The sequence below is a fragment of the Streptomyces sp. NRRL F-6676 genome, assembly GCF_000725625.1.
Lineage (GTDB): Bacteria > Actinomycetota > Actinomycetes > Streptomycetales > Streptomycetaceae > Streptomyces.
On record NZ_JOHS01000016.1, the window covers coordinates 200,865 to 224,026 of the forward strand.

A 23,162-nucleotide genomic window follows, 5' to 3' on the forward strand; every position below is an offset into this window, starting at 1 on the left:
GCTCCGTGCGCACCGTTGAGCACGGACGGCCGTCCCGTTAGCGTGCCGCACCTGTCGACACAGGGGGCACACAGATGGACTCATCGAACCTTCCGTCGCGACGTACGGTGCTGGGCACGGCCGGTGTCCTCGGCCTCGGAACCGCCTTGAGCACGACGGTTCCGGCCCACGCCACCGGGGCCCCCGGCGGGGGCCCCGCCTTCGATACGGCTCCGGCGCGCTCCGCGCTCAATCGGCTGCTGCCCGATCACGCCGCACAGTTCCACCTGACGCCCCTGCGCCCCTCCGGCGGGCACGACCGCTTCCAGGTCACCGGCACCACCGGGCGGATCGGCGTGGCCGGCACCTCGCCCGCCGTACTGCTGCACGGGACGCACTGGTACCTCAAGTACGTCTGCGGGGCGCACCTCGCCTGGAACGGCAGCCAGTTGGACCTGCCGCACCGGCTGCCCGCGCCCGCCCGCCTCGTCGGGAGATCCACCGCGCTCCCCCACCGGTTCGCGCTCAACGACACCAACGACGGCTACACCGCCCCCTACGCCGACTGGCCGTACTGGGAGCACGAGATCGATCTGCTCGCGGCGCACGGCTGCAACGAGGTCATGGTGATCGCCGGCATGGAGGCCGTCTACCACCGGGTCCTGAAGGACTTCGGCTACAGCGACGCGGAGGCCCGCGCCTGGCTCCCGGCCCCCTCCCACCAGCCGTGGTGGCTGCTCCAGAACCTGTACGGCTACGGCGGCCCCCTCTCCCCCGAGCTGATCGCGAAGCGGGCCGCGCTGGGCCGCCGCATCGCCGACCGGCTGCGCTCCCTCGGCATGCACCCCGTCCTGCCCGGCTACTACGGCCACGTCCCCAAGGACTTCGTGGACCGCAACGGCGGCGACGCGCACGTCGTCCCGCAGGGCACCTGGCACGGCTTCGACCGCCCCGACTGGCTGGATCCGCGCACGGACGCCTTCGCGCAGGTCGCCGCCTCCTTCTACCGCCACCAGGAGGACGTCTTCGGCACCGCCGCCCACTTCAAGATGGACCTGCTGCACGAGGGCGGCACCGCGGGCGACGTCCCCGTGCCCGACGCGGCGCGCGGCGTCGAGAAGGCGCTGCGCACCGCCCGCCCCGGCGCCACCTGGGTGATCCTCGGCTGGGAGGCCAACCCGCTGCCCGAACTCCTCGACGCCGTCGACAAGGAGAAGATGCTGATCGTCGACGGCGTCTCGGACCGCTACGCGAGCGTCACCGACCGCGAGAAGGACTGGGGCGGCACCCCGTACGCGTTCGGCACCATCCCCAACTTCGGCGGCCGCACCACCATCGGTGCCCGCGCCCACATCTGGCAGGAGAAGTTCTTCGCCTGGCGCGACAAGCCCGGCAGCGCGCTCGCCGGCACGGCGTACCTCCCGGAGGCCACCGACCGGGACCCGGCCGCCTTCGAACTCTTCTCCGAACTGGCCTGGACCGACGACGTGATCGACCGCGCGGAGTGGTTCGACTCCTACGCCGACCTCCGCTACGGCGGCCGGGACGCCGGCGCCCGCCGGGCCTGGCGGGCACTGCACGACACCGCGTACCAGCAGCACGCGAACGAGCGCAGCGATCCGCACGACTCCCTCTTCTGCGCCCGCCCGGACCTGTCCGCCACCCGTGCCGCCCGGTACGCGCCCAGCGCCCTCACCTACGACCCGGCCCGCTTCGACGCCGCCCTCGCCGGGCTCCTCGCGGTCGCCGGCCACCGGCGGGGCAGCGCGGCCTACCGCTACGACCTGGTCGACGTGGCCCGGCAGGCGCTCGCGCACCGCAGCCGGCAGTACCTTCCGCAGCTCAGGGCGGCCTTCGACCGCAAGGACTCCGCCACGTTCAAGGCGCTGGCCAAGCAGTGGCTCACGCTGATGCGGCTGTCCGACGACGTCACCGGCACGCATCCGGCGTTCCTGCTGGGCCCCTGGATCGAGGACGCGCGCCGGCTCGCGACCAACGCGGACGAGCGGGCCGAGTTCGAACGTACCGCCAAGGTGCTGCTGACGGTGTGGGGCGACCGTGACACCTCCGACGCGGGCAGCCTGCACGAGTACGCCAACCGCGAGTGGCACGGCCTGCTCTCCGACTTCTACCTCCCGCGCTGGCGGAAGTGGCTGGACGCGTGCGAGGACGCGCTCGCCGCCGGGACACAGCCGGCGGCGGTGGACTGGTTGGCGTTCGAGGAGCCCTGGACCCGGGAGCGCCAGGACTATCCGCTGCGGCCGGTGGGCGACGCCTACCGGACCGCCGCACGGGTGCGGGACGTGCTGGCGCGGGCGCCGTACCAGGGGGCGCTGGAGGTGTCCGCCGACCCGGTCGCCTTCCCGCCCGGCGGGCACGCGCGCGTGACGGCCGTCTTCCGCAACGTCAACGGGCTGCGCGGGACCGGGCGCGTCGACTTCGCGCTCACCGGAATCGACGCGGAGCCGGAGGGGGCCGAATCGCTCAGCGGGGTGCCGGCGGGTGGGAGCGGCACGGTGCGGTGGCGCGCGAGCGCGCCGGGGACGCCGCTGGAGGAGCCGCTGCGGGAGCTGCCGTACTCCCTCGCCGTGACGTACGGGCCGCGCGGGGAGCAGCGGGTGACCTCCCGCCTCGACGGCACGCTGTTCGAGGCGGGGCCGCTGGCGGAGGGGTGGCGGACGTACACGAACAACGACGCCGTCTTCGGGCAGCTCGGCGAGCGCTTCGCGATCGACGGGGGCGGGGCGGATCTGTGGAAGGGCACGAGTGAGTTCGGCACGGCGTACCGGGAGGGGGCGTTGCGGGACGGGGTGTCGGTGACGGTGCGGGTCGACGCGCAGGCGGTGACGGGGGCGTGGGCACGGGCCGGGATCGTCGCGCGCAACGCGCTGGCGACGGCGGGGGCGCGGGGGTTCGTCAACCTGGCGGTGACGCCGTCGAACGGGGTGGTGTTGTCGTACGACGCGAACGGGGACGGCACGCTGGACACCTACCGGCGGGTGACGGGGGTGAAGGCGCCGGTGCTGCTGCGGCTGACGCGCGACGGGGACACGTTCCTGGGTGAGTTCTCGTCGGACGGGGGTCCGTCCTGGCGGACGGTGGCGACGGTGCCGGTCCCCGGCGTCGGGGCCGTTCAGGACGTGGGCCTGTTCATGACGGCGACGAACGGGGGCGACGGCGGGCGGGGCACGGTCCGGTTCTCCGGCTGGGGGCTCGCGTAGGTGTCCCCGGCCCCGCCGCCCCGCCCTGGTGGCGTCACGTATGGATGGTCTTCCAGAAGGCGCAGTGGTGTTCCGCGTCGCGGTCGGTCCGGCCGATCGTGGTGGTCGCGAGCGATTGCACCCACCCCTCGCCCTGGAAGGGCATCCAGCGGGGTCGTCCGCCGCCGTTGGGGTCTCCGGCGGCGGCGAACCGGCTCCAGTAGCCGATCATGGTCGTGGCGAGCCGCCGCTGCGCGGCCGTCCGCGGGCCGGGGAGCTGCTCGTCGTCGAACAGGTATTGCAGTTCGGCTCCGTGGAACGCCCCGGTGGGGAAGTCGGGTGCGGGCAGGGTGCTGAACCAGGGTGCCGTCCCGTCCGCGAACTCGTAGGAGTAGACCGGGGTGTGCGCGGCGAGTGCGCGGTCCCGGTCCTGGGCGGGGCATCCCCAGGCCCAGTCGGTCACCACCGCGGACAGCGCCTCGCCCGCGGAGTGGAACCGGGCGACCGGATACCTGGCCAGGACTCGCCGCAGGTCGGCCGGGCCGAACAGGGCGGCGAGTTGCTCGCGGTAGCCGGCCGGAGTGGTGACCTTTCCGGTGGCGGCCTCGATCGCCGCGGTGAACAGGCGGTGTTCGTCCCGAGTGGTTCCCTGCATGACAGGGACACGGTTGAAGCGACCGGTCGCGAAGGCGCGCTCCGGGCTGAGTGGCAGGAAGCCCCCGCCGACGGTGGGACCCGACCCGACACCGGTGTCGGACCACTTGGCCAGTTCACCGACGGGCTTGGCGCGCAGGCAGGCTGCCGCGGTCACCGGTTCGGCGCAGCCGACCTCGGCCGCCACCGCGAGACCGTTCTTCTCACGGTCGGCGCGGGGCAGCGGGAACCAGGTCGGAGGCCCCGGCGACCACTTGTCACCGGTGCACTGCGCGCTCTGCACGATCGCCCGCTGGAACAGCCCCGCCGAGGTCGGCGCGGCGAGTTGGGCGCAGACGCTGGTCCCGCCCGCGGACTCGCCGAAGATCGTGACGTTGCCGGGGTCGCCGCCGAAGGCCGCGGCGTTGCGCCGCACCCAGCGCAGTGCGGCCTGCTGGTCCTCCAGGCCGAAGTTCCCGGACAGGTTGCGGGCCTTGCCGCGGTCGAGCGCCGGGTGGGCCAGGAATCCGAAGACTCCGAGCCGGTAGTTCGGGCTGACCACGATCACGTCGCCCTCGGCGGCCAGCCGCTGCGCGCCGTAGAGGCCGGCGGCACCGCTGATGAACCCGTTGCCGTGGATCCACACCATCACCGGCAGTTTGCGTTTCCCGGTGGCGCGCGGCGTGGTGACGTTGAGGAACAGGCAGTCCTCTGTCGTGCTGGGCTCGTCGATGAGCCCGGCGGCCTGAGCGCAGCGGTTGCCCGGCCTGGTGGCGTCCCGCACTCCCCGCCACGGCGCGGCCCGTCGCGGCGAGGCCCAGCGCAGGTCGCCCACCGGTGGCGCGGCGTACGGGATCCCCTGGAAGACCCTGGCGGTCGCATCGACCCTGCCGCGGACGGCGCCGGCGTCGGTGCGGACCACGGGAGAGGCGGCAAGGCCGCTGTCCCCGCGATCCGGTGACGGCGCGCCGGCCGCCCTTCCGCCGACGACCGAGCTCGACAGCAACGCGGCGGTCAGCAGCACCACCACACTGCCGACACCGCCGAGTCGTAAGGTGCGCCGGCCCGGCGCGTGGTGTCGGTGCCGCGGTCCCATATCGCTCTCCCTCTGACGACCATTATTCGTGTGGGGGTCACACTAATTGAAGTGTGGGGCATACACGAAGTCAAGGTAGAGTCGGCCGGACAGGGATTCCCGATCGAGTGGAGGGGGCCACCGGATGCCGACGGAGGACTCCGGGCTGCCGCCGGGACTGGCCTTGGCGTGGGGCCTGCCCGTCAGGACGACCAAGCTCGGGCGCAAGCCGACGCAGAGCATCGAGCAGATCGTCGGCGCGGCCGTCGAACTGGCCGATGCGGACGGATTCGGTGCCCTGTCGATGTCCAGGATCGCCCAGCGGCTAGGGCTGACCGCCAACGCGATGTACCGGTATGTCAGGTCCCGGGACGAGCTGCTGGTCCTGGTCGCCGAGGCCGCCTGGGGTACGGCGCCGGACCTGGCGTCCGGGACGGGAGGCTGGCGCGATGCGGCGAACGTGTGGACGCGGGCGATGATCGACCGGTGCGACGTCCACCCCTGGCTGTGCGATCTCCCCGTGCGCGGGGCCCCGGTGACGCCGAACCTGCTGGACTGGACCGAGGCGATCCTGAAAGTGCTGACCGGCGCCGGGCTGTCCCCCGTCGAGGCCTTGAGATGTGCGTTCGTGCTGGACGGCTATGCGCGGCAGATCGGCGGCATGCGTCGCGACCTGCGGTACGGCACCGCGACTCCGACGCGGTCGGACACCGTGACCGGGTTCCTCCTGCCCCGGCTGCGCGAACGCGGTCACTCGGTCCTGGCGTCCATGATGGACGGCGACGACTACACCGACGACGTCGTCGACGATGACGTGACCTTCGGGCTCGACCGGATCCTGGACGGGATCGGCGTACTGGTCACAGCGAAAACGGCCGCGGAGCCGGCTGCGCGGGGCCGTCGAGGAGCCCGCGCCTGAGAGCTTCGGCCCCGGAAAACGTACGGCCGTCGCGTCACGCCCCGACGGACACGGCACCCCCGCGGCTCGCGCGCGCCTGACCGCGCTGGGGCGCGGAGAACTGCGCGACCAGCCGCGACGTACCCGCACACGCCCCCGCCCCGGCACCGGGCGGACCCCCTCCCCGACACAGGGCGGACCCCCCGCCCCCGAAAGGCAACCCGGTGACCTCGTCGCCGTTCGCTCGTTGCGCTGAACGTGCAGTCACAGGATGTCGCCCCCCGCCCCGCCATCGACGTCACCACCGCCGAGGCCGCCCTCATCGAGCACTACCCCCGCCTCACCCGCCTCGCCTACCTCACCCTCCCCGCCACCCTCGGCCGCAACCGCCGCGTCCTCACCGCACACGCCCTGGTCCAACGCGCCCTCCCCCACGGCCGCCCCCCCACCCCCCACCCCCGCATCCCCCCCCACGGCCGGCGGCGCCAAGTCCCGCGACACCGACCCCGGTTACACCCTCGTCCGCACCCGCGTCATCCGCACCGCCCTCGACGCCGCCCGCCCCCTCACCTTCCGCGCCTGGCCCAGGCGGGCCCAACTCCCGCCCCTGCTCCCCCAGCTCCGCGGCCTGAAGCTCTTCCCCCGCCCGGGCGGCGCCGACGAACCCGCCCTGGACAAGGCCCTGTCCGCGCTCTCCGCCCCGGCCCGCGCGGCCTACGTCCTGCGCGGCCTGGACCGGCTGCCGGACGCCGCGCTCCGCGACGTCCTGGCCGCGGCCGGCGTCGCGGACCCGGCCGCCGCGCTCGCGGAGGCGGCCACCGTCCCCGCGCAGGAGATGCTGCTCGGCTCCCCCGAGTTCGACCCCTGCACGCTGCACGCCCGCCCCACCGACCTGATGCGCCGCCGCCAGCACACCCGCGCCGCGCTCGCCGCGGCGGCGGCCGTCGCCGTCTGCGGGGCGCTGCTGGCGTGGCCGGACGGCGGCTGGGGCCCGGACGGCGCCGCCGCCCCGGCCTACGCGCAGAACCCGTCCGCGCAGGCAGCGCTGGACCCCGGCCGGCTGACGAAGGCGGCCCCCACGGCGTGGAAGACGTCACCGCGCACCGACTTCTCCGCCTGGCCCGCGCGCGGCGACGCCGTCGACGACACCGCGCTGCTGCGCCGCGCGCTCGCGGTGTGGGCGCGCCCCGGCGGGTCGGTGCAGGTGTCCGTGACCCCGGGCTCCCCCTCGGGCGGCCCGGCCGGACCGCCGCAGCTGCTGTACGCGGGGAAGGTCGACTCCGCCCGCGTGGTGCTGTTCTACGACGGCCTGCGCATCGTCCGGTACGCCGAGCCGACGTCCGGCACGGCGGGCGCCGCGCTGGACTTCGCCCGGGTCGACGGCGCCGGCCGCGCGGAGGCCACCGCGGTGGTCCTCGGCCGCGCCGACGGCAACGTCCGCTATCTGACGGCCCCCTGGGTCGAGAAGGCGGGCGAGCGGGACCTGATGAAGCCGACGGCCGGGGTGATGGACCTGCACCTGAAGGCCGACGGGACGACCTCACCGCTGGCCAGCCCGGCCACCCACCCCGGCGCCTGCACCTCCTGGAACGTCCTCCAGCTCACCGACCGCTCGGGCGACGCCCGTCTGATGACGGACCTCGGGGAGCTCACCCCCGCCCATCTGACCGTCGGCCGCCCGTCGGCACCGCGCGAGGCGGCCGGAGCGGCGGCGCTGCGCGCCTGGGCGCCCTTCGCCTGCTCGCTGGCGGCGGAGCGCGCGCAGGGCGTGCGCTCGGTCAACGCCTGGCAGTACGCGCGCCAGCCCCTGCCCGACGGCAGCGGCGACGGAACGTGGGTGTGCACCCGGGCGGAGACCTGGCGGGGCGAGGGCGCGCGGGCGCTGGCCCAGTTCCGGGCGCCGTCCTCGGCGTACGGGGCGGTGGCGGCGAAGGCGCAGGACGACCCGGCCTGCGGCCCGAAGGACCCGCACGTCCTGGCGGGCGTGCTGTGGAAGTCGGACGCCGACGCGTGGTACCTGCTGGCCGCCGCCGACCGCGCGGCCACCACCGTACGGGCCACCGGCACGCTCACGGGCGAGGCGGAGGGCCACACCCTGTCCCTGCCGGCCAAGCCGGACGCCAAGCCCGAGCTCACCGCGACACTGGACGGCGGCCGGACCCTGAACCGCCTGCGGTAGGGCACGCACCCCGTACCCACGTGCGGCCCGCCCTCGGCGGGCCGCCGCGCGGAGACACCGTCGCTACGACGCCTCGCTCAGCGCCGCCGCCGGATCCGTCCGCCACACGTCCGCGAGTTCGGAGAGCGGCACGCCGAGCACCTCGCTGAGCCGTACGACCGTGCCGAACGCGGGCGTCGGCAGCCGACCCGTCTCGATCTTGCGGAGGGTCTCCGGCGAGATGCCGGCCGCGAGGGCCACTTCACCGGGGTTGCGCCCGGCCCGGGCGCAGCGCAGCGCGGCTCCGAGGCGTCGGCCCGCCTCGATCTGTTCGGGGGCGAGCGGGTGGCGAACCATTCGCCCATGCTACCCGCCCACCCCCGCCTCCGGCGTGGACCGAGCACCATTCTCGCCTGGTATAAATATACCTGTCGGCCGCCCCGGGGAATCGAGGAATCGCAGTGATCGAGCACAAGACGCCCAGAGACATCGAGCGCATGCGTGTCACCGGGCAGTTCGTCGGCCAGGTGCTGGCCGAGCTGGGCGAGCTCGCCGCGGTGGGGGTCGATCTGATGGACCTGGAACACCACGCCCGCCGCCGGATCAAGGAGCGCGGCGCCGAGTCCTGCTACTGGGACTACGCCCCCTCCTTCGGCAAGGGCCCGTTCCGCAACGTCGTCTGCCTCTCGGTCAACGACGCCGTCCTGCACGGGCTGCCGCACCCGTACACACTGCGCGACGGCGATCTGCTGACCATGGACATGGCCGTGGCCATCGACGGCTGGGCCGCGGACTCGGCGCACACCGTCGCCGTCGGCAGTGCGGACCCGGCCGACCTGCGGCTGATCGAGGCCACGGAGGTCGCCCTGGAGGCCGCGATCGCGGTGGCCCGGCCCGGCAATCGGCTCGGGGACATCTCCGCGGCCATCGGCGGCGTCGCCGCCGAGTACGGCTACCCGGTCAACCTGGAGTTCGGCGGCCACGGCATCGGCCGCACCATGCACGAGGACCCGCACATCCCCAACGCCGGGCGCCCCGGCCGTGGTTGGAAGCTGCGCCCCGGGCTGACCCTCGCGATCGAGCCCTGGTTCAACGCCGGCACCGACAAGATCCGCTTCGACCCGGACGGCTGGACGATCCGCTCGGCCGACGGCTCGCGCGCCGCCCACTCCGAACACACGGTCGCCATCACCGAGTCCGAGCCGCTCGTCCTCACCCGGCGCCCGCGGGAGGAGAAGGCGGCGGCGGACCGCCACGAGTCGTCGTCCGGCACGGACCGCTGACGGCTCCCGCACCGCCCGTCACGCGTACCGCACCACCCGTCACGCACACCGCCCCGCTTCTCACGCGCAACCCCCACCGTCCGCAACCGGCCGGATCCGATCGGTCAAGTGATCGGTGAAGTGATCGGTAAAGTGTTCGTATGACTACCGGGGCTCGCCGCAGGATGGGTGTCGAGGAGCGACGGCAGCAGTTGATCGGCGTCGCCCTCGAACTGTTCAGCCGACGCTCCCCCGACGAGGTCTCCATCGACGAGATAGCCTCGGCCGCCGGCATCTCGCGGCCGCTGGTCTACCACTACTTCCCCGGCAAACTCAGCCTCTACGAGGCCGCGTTGAAGCGGGCCTCCGAAGACCTCGCCGGGCGTTTCGCCGAACCGCACGAGGGCCCGCTCGGCGCCCGGCTGCTGCGCGTGATGCGCCGCTTCTTCGACTTCGTCGAGGACCACGGCCCCGGTTTCTCCGCCCTGATGCGCGGCGGCCCCGCCGTCGGCTCCTCCCGGGCGAACGCGCTCGTCGACTCCGTGCGCCAGGCCGCCTATGTCCAGATCCTGTCGCACCTCGGCTTCGATGCGCGGGCCGAAGCCCCGCCCGCGCGGCTGGAAATGGTCGTCCGCTCGTGGGTCTCGCTGGCCGAGTCGACGGCGCTGATCTGGCTGGAGGGCCGCCGGATCCCGCGCGGCGAGCTGGAGGTGCAGCTCGTGCACGACTTCGCCGCGCTGGCGGCGGTCAGCGCGGCGTACGACGAGGAGATGAGCGACGTGCTGCGCGCCATGGTCAAGGAGGAGCCGGCCGACAGCCCGTTCACGGACCTGGTCGCCCGGCTCGTCGCCCTGGCCGCGCCCCCGGCCCCGTAGGGCCTGGTCAGACCTCGAACATCCGGTAGGACGCGTCGAGTTCGCGCACCTCGGCGGAGCCGTGCAGCCGCTCACCGTCGCGCTGGATGTGCGTGCGCAGCAGCTCCAGTACGTTCTCGGTGAGCCTGGCCTTCGTCTCCTCGGTGCGGCCGGGCAGCAGGGCGATCGAGACGTGGACGATGGCGGGCCCGCCGTCCTGGAGGCCGGCCCGGGCGTCCTCGGTCCGCACGAAGCGCGTCTTGCACGCCTCCGCCCGCGCCGCAGCCGTCGCGACCAGCTCCGCCGTCAGCGCCTTGGCGAAGCCCTCGCGGTCGAAGGTGCTTCTCAGGGACTCCGAGTAGTCCACGGTGACCTGCGGCATGAGCGGCTCCTGATCTCGTCGAAGCTCGTTGAAGCGGGCCCGCCGCCGAACACGGCGGGCCCCCTCACCCTAACCGCGCGTGAACACGGCGACCGTCCGCCCCGGGACCGTGAACGTCCCGCCCGCCCTGTCGTACGAGGCGCCCTTCACCACCGCGTCCGCGCCCTTCGCCTGCACGGGATGCAGCGCGTACCGCGTCCCGGCCACGGCGCGGACCGTCTGCTGCCGCTTCTCCGGTGTGGCGTTGAAGACCACGACCAGGTCACCGAGGCGCATGGTGAGCACGCCGGGCGTCTCGTCCTTGCCCGAGAGCGGGAAGGTGAGCCGCTCCCGCACCGCGGCCGCCGTGGCGAGGGAGAAGTCCTGCTCCGTGGTACGGATCCGCAGCAGGTCCCGGTAGGCCGCCGAGGCACCCTCGATCTGCGCACACCCCACCTTCACCGAGGTCAACAGCGGCTTGGCGTAGGGCCACTTGGCCTGGTTGTCGGCCGCCGGGGGCAGCCCGCGCCCGAAGCCGTTGCCGTCGGCGCAGTTCCAGTGGATGGCGTTGAACCAGTCGCCGCTGTCGAAGGAGTTGCGGTCAAGGGACTTGGAGCGCAGCAGGTCGGTGCCGGCCTGGGAGAGCGCCGGGCCCTGCGAGAGGGCGGCCGTGGCCATCGCCAGGACCTGCATCCGGGCCCGGTCGGCGGCGGAGGTGTCCTTCGGCAGCTTGTAGGCGAGCGCGTCGAACAGGGACTCGTTGTCGTGCGCGTCGACGTAGGCCAGGGCGTCGCCGGGCGCGTCCGCGTACCCGGCGGGGGCGCCGTTGTAGTCGACCTCGGCGCCGGTGACCTCCTTGCCGTCGGTGTCCGTGAACCGGTACTTGGCCAGGTTGCCGCTGAGGCCCACCTTGATCAGGTCCTGGTAGTGCAGCAGCCGGGCCTTCTGCTCGGCCTTCGTGCCGTTGGCCGTCGAGGAGTTGGGGTCGGTGTAGAGGCCGCTCGCGAAGCCCTGCACGCCGGGGTCCTCGTCGAACGGGCTGCCCCCGCGCACGGCGTCCCGGGCGCGGTCGGAGAAGGTGGCGATGCCGGTACCGACCATGTTCTTCTGCGTGGCCTGGACGAAGCGGGCGTCGTCGGCGACCTCGCCGAAGTTCCAGCCCTCCCCGTAGAGGATGATCTTCTTCCCGTCGACGCCGTCCTTCTTGAGCGTGAGCGCGTCGAGCGCCTTGCGGACGGCGAGGATGTTGGCCTTGGGGTGGTGGCCCATGAGGTCGAAGCGGAAGCCGTCGACCTTGTACTCCCTGGCCCAGGTGACGATCGAGTCGACGACCAGCTTGCCCATCATCGCGTTCTCGGGCGCGGTCCCCGCACAGCAGGTGGAGGTCGCCACCGAGCCGTCCGCGAGCAGCCGCTGGTAGTAGCCGGGGACGACCTTGTCGAGGACGGAGGTGTCGGCCTGCCCGGAGGCGGCGGTGTGGTTGTAGACCACGTCCATCACCACCCGCAGCCCGTCCTGGTTGAGGGACTTCACCATCTGCCGGAACTGGACCGTACGGGCCGTGCCGTCCGGGTCGGTGGCGTACGAGCCCTCGGGGACCGTGTAGTGGTACGGGTCGTAGCCCCAGTTGAAGGCGTCCTTCGCGGCGGTCTTCGCCACGCACTCCTGCTGCTTGTCGGAGTCGGGGGCGTAGGAGGCGAGGTCGCAGCCGGGGGTCGCCTGGTCGGACCTCTTCTCCGGGATGGTGGCGATGTCGAACGCCGGCAGCAGATGCACGTAGGAGGTGCCGGACTCGGCCAGTGCGCGCAGGTGCTTCGAGCCGTCGCTGTTGCTGTCGGTGAAGGCGAGGTAGGTGCCCCGGTCCTTCGCCGGGACGGTCGGGTCGGCGACGGAGAAGTCGCGGACGTGCAGTTCCTGGACTTGGGCGTCCCGCAGCGGCACGGCCTTCGGCTTGTGCAGCGTGGACCAGCCGGACGGGGCGAGTCGCCGGTCGGCCAGGTCGACGACGAGGCTGCGCGCGGAGTCGGTGGTGAGGGCGACGGAGTAGGGGTCGGTGACCTTGTTGGTCACCACCTCCCCGGACTTCCCGGCGGCGGGCGCCCAGACCTTCACGACGTACCGGTACGGCTTGTTCCTCCACGACGCCGGCCCGCTGACGGACCAGACGCCGGTGGTGTCGTCGCGGTGCATCCGCACACTGCGGCCGTCCAGCTCCAGCGCGACGCTCTGCGCGGTGGGCGCCCAGACGGCCAGGGTGGGCCGGCCGTGGTGGAACGTGGGCCCGAGGTCGGCCTCGGTGGCGGCCGGGTAGAGGTCGTCGAGGACACCGGCGGTCTGCACGCCGGTCGCCGCGAGGACGGCGCCGTTCGCGGCCCGCTGGGTGGCGACGAGCTGCCCGCGCAGCGCGGTGCGCACCCGGTCGCGGTCGCGCGGGTCGACGGACCAGGCGGTGTAGTCCCTCAGCTGCGGGAACCTCGCCTTCTGGGCGTCGGTGAGCGTGGTCTTCGTCAGCCGCAGCCAGCGCTCGTCGTCGCTGGTCAGCGCCCCGTCCTTGACGGTGATCGAGCCGTCGTGGGAGGAGAGGAGCTGGGTGGAGGCGGCGCCGTCCGTCCCGTTCCAGGCGACGGTGTCCCGGTCGATCCAGATCGCCTTGGACGTGCCGAGGTCGAGCGCGGCCGCGCCGCCCGCGGGCTGCGGCAGCAGGTGTTCCTCCTGGCCGCTCACGAGCCACACCTCGTGGCCGTCGGCGGCGGTGAGGTCGAGCGACTGGTCGGCGGAGAGGTCCTTCTCGTCGCCGTTGTGGAGGATGTAGCTGAGAGCGGTGGCACCCGCGGTGAGCGGCACCTCGAAGACAGCGCCATAGCTGTCAGTCTTCACCGGCTTCAGGGGTGCCGACCAGTCGGTGGGGTTCGCGGCACCGGTCCAGACGTGCAGCCCCCAGCCGTCGTAGTCGCCGTCGGCGCGGTGGTAGTGCAGGACGGCCTTGGTGGTGTCCTGCGCCGGGTGGTCGGGCCTCTGGGTGACGACGTCTGCGTCGCCCTGCGCGATCCACACCTCGCCGGTCTTCGTGACGTCGATGGAGCGATCGGCGGCGACGTCCTTGTTCCCGTCCTTGTCGACGACGAGGAAGCCGACGTTCGACGCGCCCGGCTTGAGCTTCACCCAGGCGAAGGCGCCGTACGCGTCACGCCCGGTGAAGGGGTGCCCGGCGGGCCAGGTGGTCGCCTCGCCGTCGGCCAGGTCGCCCCACGCGTACAGGTTCCAGTCGGCGTAGTCGCCGTCGGTGCGCTTGTAGTGGACGATCGCGTAGTCGCGGGAGGAAGCGGTGGGGATCTCCTCGGCGGGCGGGGTGCCGGAGGTGGAGGCGGCGGTGGCGCTCGCGGTACGGCCGGCGGAGTCGACGACGACCGCCTTGTACCGCAGGGCGGTGCCGGGCTTCACGTCCGCGCCGAGGGTCTGGGTGACCTTGTAGGGGGCGCGGTCGGCGGAGCCGAGGACCCGCCACGTCCCGGTGCCGGTCTGGGCGGCGAAGACGACACGGTTGAGCTGTCCGCCGTCGACGTCGGCGGTCAGTTCCACGGTGCCGGTGGCACCGGCCGCCGGGGCCTTGAGGGTGAGCGTCGGCTTGGTGGCGGGCTTCTCCAGTGGTGCGGTCGCCTTGAGGACGATCGCGGAACCGGCGGGGACGGTGACGGTGACCTTGCGGTCGTCATCGGAGGTGACGTTCGCCTTGGTGCCGTAGATGCCCCGGTAGGTCATGCCGGCGGAGCCGGTGGCGAAGGTGGCCGTCTTCGCGTCACCCGCGTTGTTGAAGGCGACGACGTACTCCTCCTTGTCCCTGCCGGTCCGGGTGAAGGCGTAGACACCGGCCCCGTCGGCCGCGTACCGCTCGGTCTGGACCCCGTCGGTGAGGGCGGGGTTGGCCTTGCGCAGCTTGGCGAGGGCCGCGATCTGCTCGTAGAGCGGGGCTGACGTGCCGTAGGCGTCGCTCGCGTGGGTGCGGGTGGTGCCGATCTCGTCGTCGTCGAGGTAGTCGGCGACCTTCGAGGCGAACATGGTCTGGCGGGCGTCCTTGTCACCGCCGGCGCCGGTGAAGCCCTGTTCGTCGCCGTAGTAGACGACGGGGTTGCCGCGACTGAGGAACATCAGCTCGTTGGCGAGCCGGTCCTTGGCGAGGAGTTGGGCGTCGGTGGCCTTCGGGTTGTCCTGGTGCAGGAAGTACCCGATGCGGCCCATGTCGTGGTTGCCGAGGAAGGTGACCTGTTCGTAGGCGTTGGCCTTGTCGGTCGTGTACTTGTAGTCGTCGCCGAAGACGGACGCGAGCTTCTCGGCGCTGCCGCCCTGGGAGGCGTAGGCGCGGGCCGCGTCCTGGAAGGGGAAGTCGAGGGTGGCGTCGAGGCGCCCCTGGGTGACGTAGGGGGCGGTGACGGAGGTGTCGGCGGAGTAGACCTCGCCGTACTGGAAGAAGTCCTTGCGGCCGTGGCGGGCCGCGTACGCGTCGAGGGCGGTGGCCCACTGCGTCCAGAACTCCATGTTCACGTGCTTGACGGTGTCGATGCGGAACCCGTCGACGTCGAAGTCGCGCACCCAGCGCTCGTAGATCCTCTCCATGCCGCGGACGACCTCGGGGCGCTCGGTCCACAGGTCGTCGAGGCCGGAGAAGTCGCCGTAGGTGGCGGACTCGCCGGCGTAGGTGGAGTCGCCGCGGTTGTGGTACATCGTCGGGTCGTTGAGCCAGGCGGGGACCTTGGCGTCCTTGTCGGCGGCGGCGACGGTGGGGGTGCGCGGGAAGGAAGTGCCGTCGACGGCGGGGAACTTCTTCTTCCCGTCCGCGTAGTCGGCGTCGTCGAAGGGTTCGCCGTCCTTGGTGAGGTAGGGGAAGGCACCCTTGGAGAGGTAGTCGTAGCTCTTGCCCTCGTAGTCGACGACGTCGGCGGTGTGGTTGGTGATGACGTCGAAGAAGACCTTCATGCCCTTGTGGTGGGCCTTGTCGATGAGGGTTTCGAGGTCCTTGTTGGTGCCGAAGTGGGGGTCGACCCTGGTGAAGTCGGTGATCCAGTAACCGTGGTAGCCGGCGGAGGCGTTGTCGCCGGTGCCCTGCACGGGGCGGTTCTTGAAGATGGGGGCGAGCCAGAGGGCGGTGGTGCCCAGGCCCTTGATGTAGTCGAGCCGCTTCCTCAGCCCCTTGAGGTCGCCGCCCTGGTAGAAGCCCTTGTCGGTGGGGTCGTAGCCGGTGGCGAGGCGGGAGCCGGTGAGTCCGCCCTTGTCGTTGGCGGTGTCGCCGTTGGCGAACCGGTCCGGCATGACGAAGTAGAACTGCTCGCGGGTCGCGTCGTGCCGGGCGGGCTGCGCGGCGAGCTTCGCGTCCGACGGGGGCGCGGGCGGGGTCTGGGCCCGTGCGGCGACCGGGCTGAGGAGCGCGGCGGCGAGCGCGGCCGCGGTGAGGGCGGCGATCCGGCCGCCCGGTGGGGTGCGGCGCCCGAACAGGGGCGCCTGCGCTCTCGACGATCTCGGTCTCACAGGGGGAACTCCTCGCGGGTACGGCTCGGTTCGGCTCGGTTCGTGGACCCCGCGCCAAGGTGGCGGCGTCGTAGGCTGCCGGGCGCGGCGTGACCGTACCGCCGCCGCAAGGGTTGCAGCAAGAGTTCTGAAACTCATAGCAAGAAATTTCAACGACAACCTTGACGTGGCCCTCTCAACTCCCGCACGCTCGGCTCGCGTTGAAAGGCGGACTCCGCGGGTCCCCACCGCCGGAGCCGCTCTCCCCACAACGGAGCCGCACATGACGACCCCACACAGACCCCCCGGCGGGCTGATACGCCGCCTGTCCACCGCCGCGGCCGCCGGCGCGCTCGCCCTCGCGGGCGCCGTCGCACTGCCGGCCGCCCCGGCGCAGGCGGACACCACCGCGAAGAACGACGTGATCGCCAACCTGTGGGAGTGGAACTGGAAGTCGATCGCCGAGGAGTGCACGGACGTCCTGGGCCCGGCGGGCTACGGCGCGGTACAGGTCGCGCCACCGGCCGAATCGCTCAAGCAGCCGAACTTCTACTGGTGGGACGTCTACCAGCCCTACTCCTACAACCTCAACAGCCGTTTCGGGACGGCGGCCGCGTTCTCCTCGATGGTGTCGACGTGCCACTCGGCGGGCGTGAAGGTGTACGTGGACGCGGTGATCAACCACACCGCCGCGCAGACCGGCACCGGCTACAACGGCACGACGCTCACCAACAAGTACGACACCCCGGACTTCGACTCCGGTGACTACCACCACGCCGGTGACGGTTACTGCAACGACGAGGACGGGACGATCGACGACTGGAACAACCTGGCCGAGGTGCAGAACTGCGAACTGCTCGGCCTGCCCGACCTGAAGACGGGTGACGACTCGGTCCGGTCGAAGATCGCGGGCTACCTGAACAAGCTGCTCGCGGCCGGTGTCGACGGCTTCCGCGTGGACGCCGCCAAGCACATCGCCGAGGGCGACATGGCGGCGATCGAGGCCAAGCTGGACAACACGTCCTCGGGGGCGGACCCGTACGTCTTCCAGGAGGTGTACCCCGGCACGACCCCGCAGCCGGCGGACTACTACGCCTCCGGTGACGTCCTGGACTTCACCTACGCGAGCAGGCTGAAGTCGGCGTTCCAGGGCAACGTCTCCGACCTGTCGTCCCTCGGTTCCAGCGGCATCCTGCCGGCCGCGAACGCGGTCGCCTTCGTCACCAACCACGACACCGAGCGCAACGGGCTGCACCTGTCCTACAAGGACGGTGACGCCTACCGGCTGGCCAACCTGTTCCAACTGGCGTGGAAGGGCGCCACGCCGACGGTGTACGCGAGCTGGAAGTGGAACGTCTCCGACGAGGCCCCGCCGAACTCGGGCGGCTTCGTCACCGACACGGACTGCTCGGGCGGCAGCTGGTACTGCCTGGACCGCGACGCCGCGGTCCTCGGCATGGTCGCCTTCCACAACGCCACGGACACGGCGGCCGTCTCGAACTGGCAGAGCAAGTCGTCGAACGTGATCGGCTTCGGCCGCTCGGGCAAGGGCTTCTTCGCCCTCAACAACGGGTCCTCATCGGCGAGTTACACGTTCACGACCGGCATGGCCGACGGCACGTACACCAACGTGATCGACGGCGGCACGACGAAAGTCACGGTATCGGGCGGCAGTGCGTCGCTGACGATCCCGGCGAAGGGAGCCGTCGCGTTCTACGACGGCTCGTACACCTGCCCGACGACGAGCTGCGACGGCGGCGGGGACGACGGGGGCGACGGCGGCTCCGGGACGACGGTCACGGCGACGTTCAACGAATACGCCCCCACGACATCCGGCACGAACGTCTACGTCGTCGGCTCGACGGACAGCCTGGGCGCCTGGGACACGACGAAGGCGGTGAAGTTGTCGTCGACGGGCTACCCCATCTGGTCGGCCCAGGCGGCAGTCCCCACGAACACAACCTTCACATACAAGTACATCAAGAAGGACTCCTCGGGGAACGTCACCTGGGAGTCCAACGCGAACCGCTCGACGACGACGGCGACTTCGGCCCTGACCCTGAACAACACCTGGAACGTGGCGAGCACGGACGCCACGGACGTCACGTTCAACGTCGACGCGACAACGACGTCCGGCACGAACGTCTACGTCGTCGGCTCCCTCCCGTCCCTCGGCTCCTGGAACCCGACGGACGCGATCCCGCTGTCCTCCGCGTCGTACCCGACCTGGAGCAAGCTGGTCATCGTCCCCAAGAGCACGGCCTTCACGTACAAGTACCTGAAGAAGGACACGTCCGGGAACGTGACCTGGGAATCCGGCACGAACCGCTCGTACTCGACGGGGGCGTCGAGCGGGTACATGGCGAGTGACACCTGGAAGTAAACGACGGCGGGAACCCCACGACGACCGGCCCGGCCCACCGAACAAGCGGCGGACCGGGCCGTGCCGGCACGCTGTCGGCTCAGAGGATGGACGCCAGCCCGGCCAGGACAGCCCGTCGTGCACTTCACTTCATGGGAGTTCTCCACTTGACTTCGCAGGAGGAAGGGGACGGACCACGGGCCGACAACAACCTCGATGTTGGCCGAGCGTATGGCAACGATGCACGGTGTCAGCACGGTGACCGGTGCAACCCCACTGCCTCAGAGGTCAGTTGTCGACCACAGCCTGCGTCTGGCGCGGGTCGGATCCCATTGACATCGCTGTCTACATAAGGGACCAATACATTACAAGCTGCTACGACCCTGCCACTAAACGTTCCGCACATCACATCCCGAAGTCGAGCTTGGATCCCCATTGTCCGTTTCCTTCCCGTTGACCTTCCCTTCCTGGATGACGTTAGTTACTCGGTGACTGTGACGACATTGTGGATGGGGTATGACGGGGATGTGGACCCGAAGACGGGGCAGAGGCACGTGCGTTGGGGCGCTGTTAGGTACAGCGCTGACGATCGGGTTGGTTCCTGGAACCGCCGTGGCAGCAGCGGCAGAGGGCGCCCCGTCGCAGGGGACGAGTTCGTCGCAGAGCGCAGGAGCCGCAGGCACCGATGTCCTGTCGGAGGCCGAGGCGCTGGCGAAGGCGAAACGAACCGGCGAGCCGGTCGAGATGGCCGGGCTGCGTGGGGAAAGCAGCGAGGTGTTCGCCACGCCGGACGGCGACTTGGAGGCCCGCGAATACCTACGTCCAGTCTGGACCCGTGCCGGTGGTTCTTGGCAGCGCATCGACACGGACTTGGTCGCAGATGACGAGGGACTGGTCACCCCCAAGGCCTCAACGGTAGGCCTGGAGTTCTCCGGCGGCGGCAGCAAGGCACCCTTGGTGCGCATGCAGCGTGCGGGCCGTGAACTCGACCTGTCGTGGCCCAACTCTTTGCCGAAGCCCGACATCTCCGGGGCTGTGGCAACCTACCCGTCGGTTCTCCCAGACGTCGACCTGCGGATGACCGCCCAAGAGGACGGGTTCTCCCAGCTACTGGTGGTGAAGACGGCTGAAGCCGCATCGAATCCGGAGCTGGCAAAGCTACGGCTGAATCTGTCGTCCCAAGGGCTGAATGTCCAGGAAACGGATCAAGGTGGCCTGCAGGCGCTGGATAAGGGTGCTGACGGCGCCGTCTTCGAGGCACCGAAGCCCATGATGTGGGACTCCAGTCCGGGTGGGGCGCCTTCGGACATGCCGACATCCCCGGCCGCCAAGGCAACAACTGTCGAAGTAGCTGACGTGGATGAGCCAGGGGCAGCGGAATCCGGAAAGCTGGCACCGGTGGACGTGGAGGTATCGGCCGACCGCGATGCCCTGGTGCTGACCCCGGACGCTGATGTACTGAAAGGCGAGGACACCACCTATCCGGTGTTCATAGATCCTCAGTGGTACTCGCCGCGGGCATCGGCGTGGACGATGGCGTCGAAGTACTGGGCGTCGTCACCGCAGTGGAAATTCAACGGGGCCTCGGACGCCGGAATGGGTTATTGCAATTGGACGTACTGCAAACCGAACGACACCAAACGCCTTTTCTACCGCATTCCGGTGTCCAAGTTCGCGGGCAAATCGATCCTGTCCGCGGAGTTCGTGGTGCGCAATACCTGGTCGGCTTCGTGCTCGGCCCGCACCGTAGAGCTATGGCAGACCAAGGGCATCTCCTCATCAACGACATGGAACACGCAGAACGCGCCAGGATTCTGGGTCAAGCACCTGAAGTCGGAGTCTTTTGCCTACGGTTACACCGGATGTGCGGCCAAGGACGCGGAGTTCGATGTGAAGTCGGCGGTGCAATCTGCGGCCGACGACAGGGACTCGACGATGACGTTCGGACTGCAGTCGCCCGATGAGACGGACGCCAAAGGCTGGAAGAGGTTTTCGGACAAGGCCTACCTGAGGGTGAAGTACAACCGTCCCCCTTCGCAGATCAAGATGTCGCAGCTGACCATGGAATACGGCGGTGCCTGCAAGAAACCCGCGAACGCGGCGCGCGTGCGCACACTGGGCGAGATCTACGCGAACAACGTGACCGACCCTGACGGTGACAAGGTCGCGGTGCAGTTCCAGGCCAAGTGGGACTCGGGGGACGGCAAGGGGTTGATCACCCGATGGAAGCCATCACTCACCTCCTCCAAGAAATCCGGCTCCGATTTTGCGGTCAGCCTGCCGTCCGTGCCGGCGAACAAGCAGGTGAACTGGTACGTACGCGCTTACGATGGGGCACAGTATTCGCCGTGGTCTTACGCGGGTGACCCGACCGCCTGCTACTTCACGTACGACACGAGTGTGCCGAAAGCCCCTTCGGTGTCGTCCGGGGAGTACCCGGCCTCTGACCCGGAGGATCCCGACGACCAGTGGTTCGACGGGGTGGGAAAGTACGGGTCGTTCGTGATCAAGGGCGCCGACAGTGACGTGGCCAAGTACTGGTTCGGCATCAACGGTGATCCCACGTCGAAGAACGCGGTCACCACATCCACAGGTGCCGCCAAGAGCGTGAACGTGCTTCCGGCCAAGCCCGGGCTCAATTTCTTCACCGCCAAGGCGTTCGATCAAGCCGGCAACGCCAGCGAGACCCGTACCTACCAGTTCAGGGTCGCCGCCGGCCAGCCCGAGCAGGCGATGTGGGAACTGGACGAAGGCCCGGATTCGGACGCCGCCGGGGGAACATCACCACAGCGCACTGCCGAACTGAGGGGCGGAGCGACACCGGGTGTGGCCGGCGCCAAGGCAACCGCGGTGTCCTTCGACGGCGTCGACGACTACGCCGTCACGGACATTCCCACCGTCAATACTTCGGGTGGGTTTTCCGTCTCGGCATGGGCCAAGTTGGCGTCGCTCCCCGACCATGCGGCGATCATCGCGGCACAGCCGGGCAACCACGCGCCGGGCTTCGAGTTGTATTACTCGCAGGCCTACGACCGGTGGGCGTTCAACCAGTACAAGTCCGATACCGCGGATGCGGGCATCGCTCGGGCCATGCAGGCCTCGGCAGGCGGAGCGAAAGCCGGTGAGTGGACCCACCTCGTCGGGACCTACAGCTCTACCGATGACGAGCTCAAACTGTATGTGAACGGTGAGCTGGCGGGAACGACGGCATACGACTCGCCATGGGATGCCCGGCGGGGACTGCAGATCGGTGCCGGCTCGTACAACGGGGAGCCGGGAGCCTTCTTCCCGGGAGCCATTGACGAACTGCAGATCTTCGACAAGCCGCTGTCCGTGAATGAAGTGTCCCGGCTCTACGGCAAAGAGTCCCTGAACGCCGGGCGGCCGGCGCGTGCCGTGTTCTCATTGGACGAGCCCGCTGACGCCACACAGCTCACCGGTGCCGCCGAGGTACCGTCGGCCTCCTTCTCCGGAGGCCCGATCCCCGGCGGGGCGGGCGTCGACGGCAAGGCACTCACCCTGGACGGTGTCGACGACTACGCCACGACCGGCCGTCCCCTGTTGAACAACCAGCGCAGCTTCACCGTCTCCGCCTGGGCGAAGCTGCCCAAGGACAAGCCCGATCACGCCGCGGTCATCGTCGCTCAGGCAGGCACGCACAAACCCGGTTTGGATCTGTACTACTCCAAGGCATACGACCGCTGGGCATTCAACGAGTACTCGGCCGACGCATCCGACGCAACACCGGTGCGCGCCATGCAGGCCGACGGCAAGACCGCCTACGGCGACACCTGGACCCACCTCGTCGGTGTCCACGACACCATCGCCAACAAGCTCATCCTGTACGTCAACGGCGTCGAGGCCGGCTCCACGGAGCTGCACGCCAACTGGTACGCGGGTGGCGCACTGCAGATCGGGGCCGACTCCGCCGAAGGACAGCCCGGCTCGTTCTTCTCCGGACAGATCGACGACGTACGCCTCTTCGACCGGCCTGTCTCAGCGACGGAAGTGGCTCAGCTGTACCAGCAGCGTTCCCTGGTTACAAGCCGCTGGACGTTCGAGTCGACCAGCGACAGCGCTCCGGTCACCGTGCCGGACGCCGCCGGCACGGGCAACGCGCTCACCATGAGCGGTGGTGCCGCCAAGTCCGACTCCGGATGGATCGATTACGGCGCCATGCAACTGGACGGCGTCGATGACTATGCGTCGACGAACACCATGCCCGTGGACACTTCCGGCAGCTTCACCATGACCGCCTGGGCGCAAGCCGCGGGAATGCCCGACGGGGCCGTGGCCCTGGCCAGCGCCGAAGGCAGCAGCCACAGCGCGTTCACAGTTGAGTTCGTGCCGGATGCCACCGACCCCGAGACCAGTCCCGGGCGATGGGAGTTGGCCGTGGCTGACACGGACGCGTCCGATGCGAACGTGGTTCAAGTAGACAACGGCGAGTTCTACGACGCCCGCGACTGGAACCACCTGGCCGTGGTCTACGACGGGTTCGCCAAACAAGCCCGTCTCTATGTCAACGGCGGTTTGGCCGAGGTGGCCTGCACGGATGCCGACGGCGACGGATCCAACGACAGCGACACCTGCGCCGACCTGGTGCCCTGGGCAGAGAACGTCCTGGCCTTCGAAGCCACGTCACTGCAGATCGGCCGCAGCGGCACCGGTGGTAGGGCGGGCTCCTATTTCCCGGGGCTAGTGGACGACGTGTGGACCTTCCAGGGCGCGCTCAGCGAAAACCAGATCGAGCAACTCGCCGGCTCCTGGTTCGACGTCCCCACCGAAGTACCCGGCGACTGATCCGCCCGGGGCGCCGGCTCACACCGGCGCTCCGGCCCTCCCACTTGTCATACTCCGCGCTCACACTGCTCCGGCTGA

General features: G+C 70.5%; 10 protein-coding genes and 1 pseudogene. 7 read left to right on the forward strand and 4 right to left on the reverse strand.

From position 1 onward, the window contains the following. The first annotated feature begins 74 nt into the window (after positions 1-74). A complete protein-coding gene (locus IO29_RS13910; RefSeq protein ID WP_030382558.1) occupies positions 75-3,200 on the forward strand; it encodes an alpha-N-acetylglucosaminidase in 3,126 nt (1,041 codons plus the stop codon). A 34-nt stretch (positions 3,201-3,234) separates the two neighbouring features. Here the strand turns inward: IO29_RS13910 and IO29_RS13915 are convergent, their stop codons facing one another. Further along, on the reverse strand, positions 3,235-4,908 hold the full coding sequence (locus tag IO29_RS13915; RefSeq protein WP_078618505.1) for a carboxylesterase/lipase family protein: 1,674 nt from the start codon (positions 4,906-4,908) through the stop codon (positions 3,235-3,237). Between the two features lie 124 nt (positions 4,909-5,032). Between IO29_RS13915 and IO29_RS13920 the strand changes: the two genes are divergently transcribed. Both IO29_RS13920 and IO29_RS13925 read left to right on the forward strand, forming a co-directional pair. Further along, the gene (locus tag IO29_RS13920) at positions 5,033-5,806 is read left to right on the forward strand and encodes a TetR/AcrR family transcriptional regulator (RefSeq protein WP_051707953.1); all 774 of its coding nucleotides are present in this window, start codon (positions 5,033-5,035) and stop codon (positions 5,804-5,806) included. A 237-nt stretch (positions 5,807-6,043) separates the two neighbouring features. Further along, positions 6,044-7,964 (forward strand): annotated as a pseudogene (locus IO29_RS13925) (hypothetical protein). A 63-nt stretch (positions 7,965-8,027) separates the two neighbouring features. Here IO29_RS13925 and IO29_RS13930 read toward each other — a convergent pair. Beyond that, on the reverse strand, positions 8,028-8,300 hold the full coding sequence (locus IO29_RS13930; protein WP_030382554.1) for a helix-turn-helix transcriptional regulator: 273 nt from the start codon (positions 8,298-8,300) through the stop codon (positions 8,028-8,030). Between the two features lie 104 nt (positions 8,301-8,404). Here IO29_RS13930 and map point away from each other — a divergent pair, with 104 nt between their 5' ends. Next, a complete protein-coding gene (gene map / locus IO29_RS13935; protein WP_030382553.1) occupies positions 8,405-9,226 on the forward strand; it encodes a type I methionyl aminopeptidase in 822 nt (273 codons plus the stop codon). Positions 9,227-9,366: 140 nt separating this feature from the next. After that, a complete protein-coding gene (locus IO29_RS13940) occupies positions 9,367-10,080 on the forward strand; it encodes a TetR/AcrR family transcriptional regulator (protein WP_106969913.1) in 714 nt (237 codons plus the stop codon). 7 nt (positions 10,081-10,087) lie between these two features. On the opposite strand, the gene IO29_RS13945 is transcribed toward IO29_RS13940, so the two are convergent. Both IO29_RS13945 and pulA read right to left on the reverse strand, forming a co-directional pair. Further along, a complete protein-coding gene (locus tag IO29_RS13945) occupies positions 10,088-10,441 on the reverse strand; it encodes a 5-carboxymethyl-2-hydroxymuconate Delta-isomerase (protein ID WP_030382551.1) in 354 nt (117 codons plus the stop codon). Between the two features lie 69 nt (positions 10,442-10,510). Beyond that, entirely contained in the window at positions 10,511-15,907 is a 5,397-nt protein-coding gene (pulA, locus tag IO29_RS13950; RefSeq protein WP_030382550.1) for a pullulanase-type alpha-1,6-glucosidase, read from the reverse strand. A 295-nt stretch (positions 15,908-16,202) separates the two neighbouring features. On the opposite strand from pulA, the gene IO29_RS13955 reads away from it, so the two are divergent. Both IO29_RS13955 and IO29_RS13960 read left to right on the forward strand, forming a co-directional pair. After that, positions 16,203-18,302 carry a carbohydrate-binding module family 20 domain-containing protein gene (locus IO29_RS13955; protein WP_030382549.1) on the forward strand — a complete coding sequence of 700 codons (2,100 nt, stop codon included), beginning with the start codon at positions 16,203-16,205 and terminating at the stop codon, positions 18,300-18,302. A gap of 495 nt (positions 18,303-18,797) precedes the next feature. Then, positions 18,798-23,084: a LamG-like jellyroll fold domain-containing protein gene (locus IO29_RS13960; RefSeq protein WP_030382548.1), complete on the forward strand. Its 4,287-nt coding sequence runs from the start codon at positions 18,798-18,800 to the stop codon at positions 23,082-23,084. Positions 23,085-23,162: the final 78 nt, after the last annotated feature.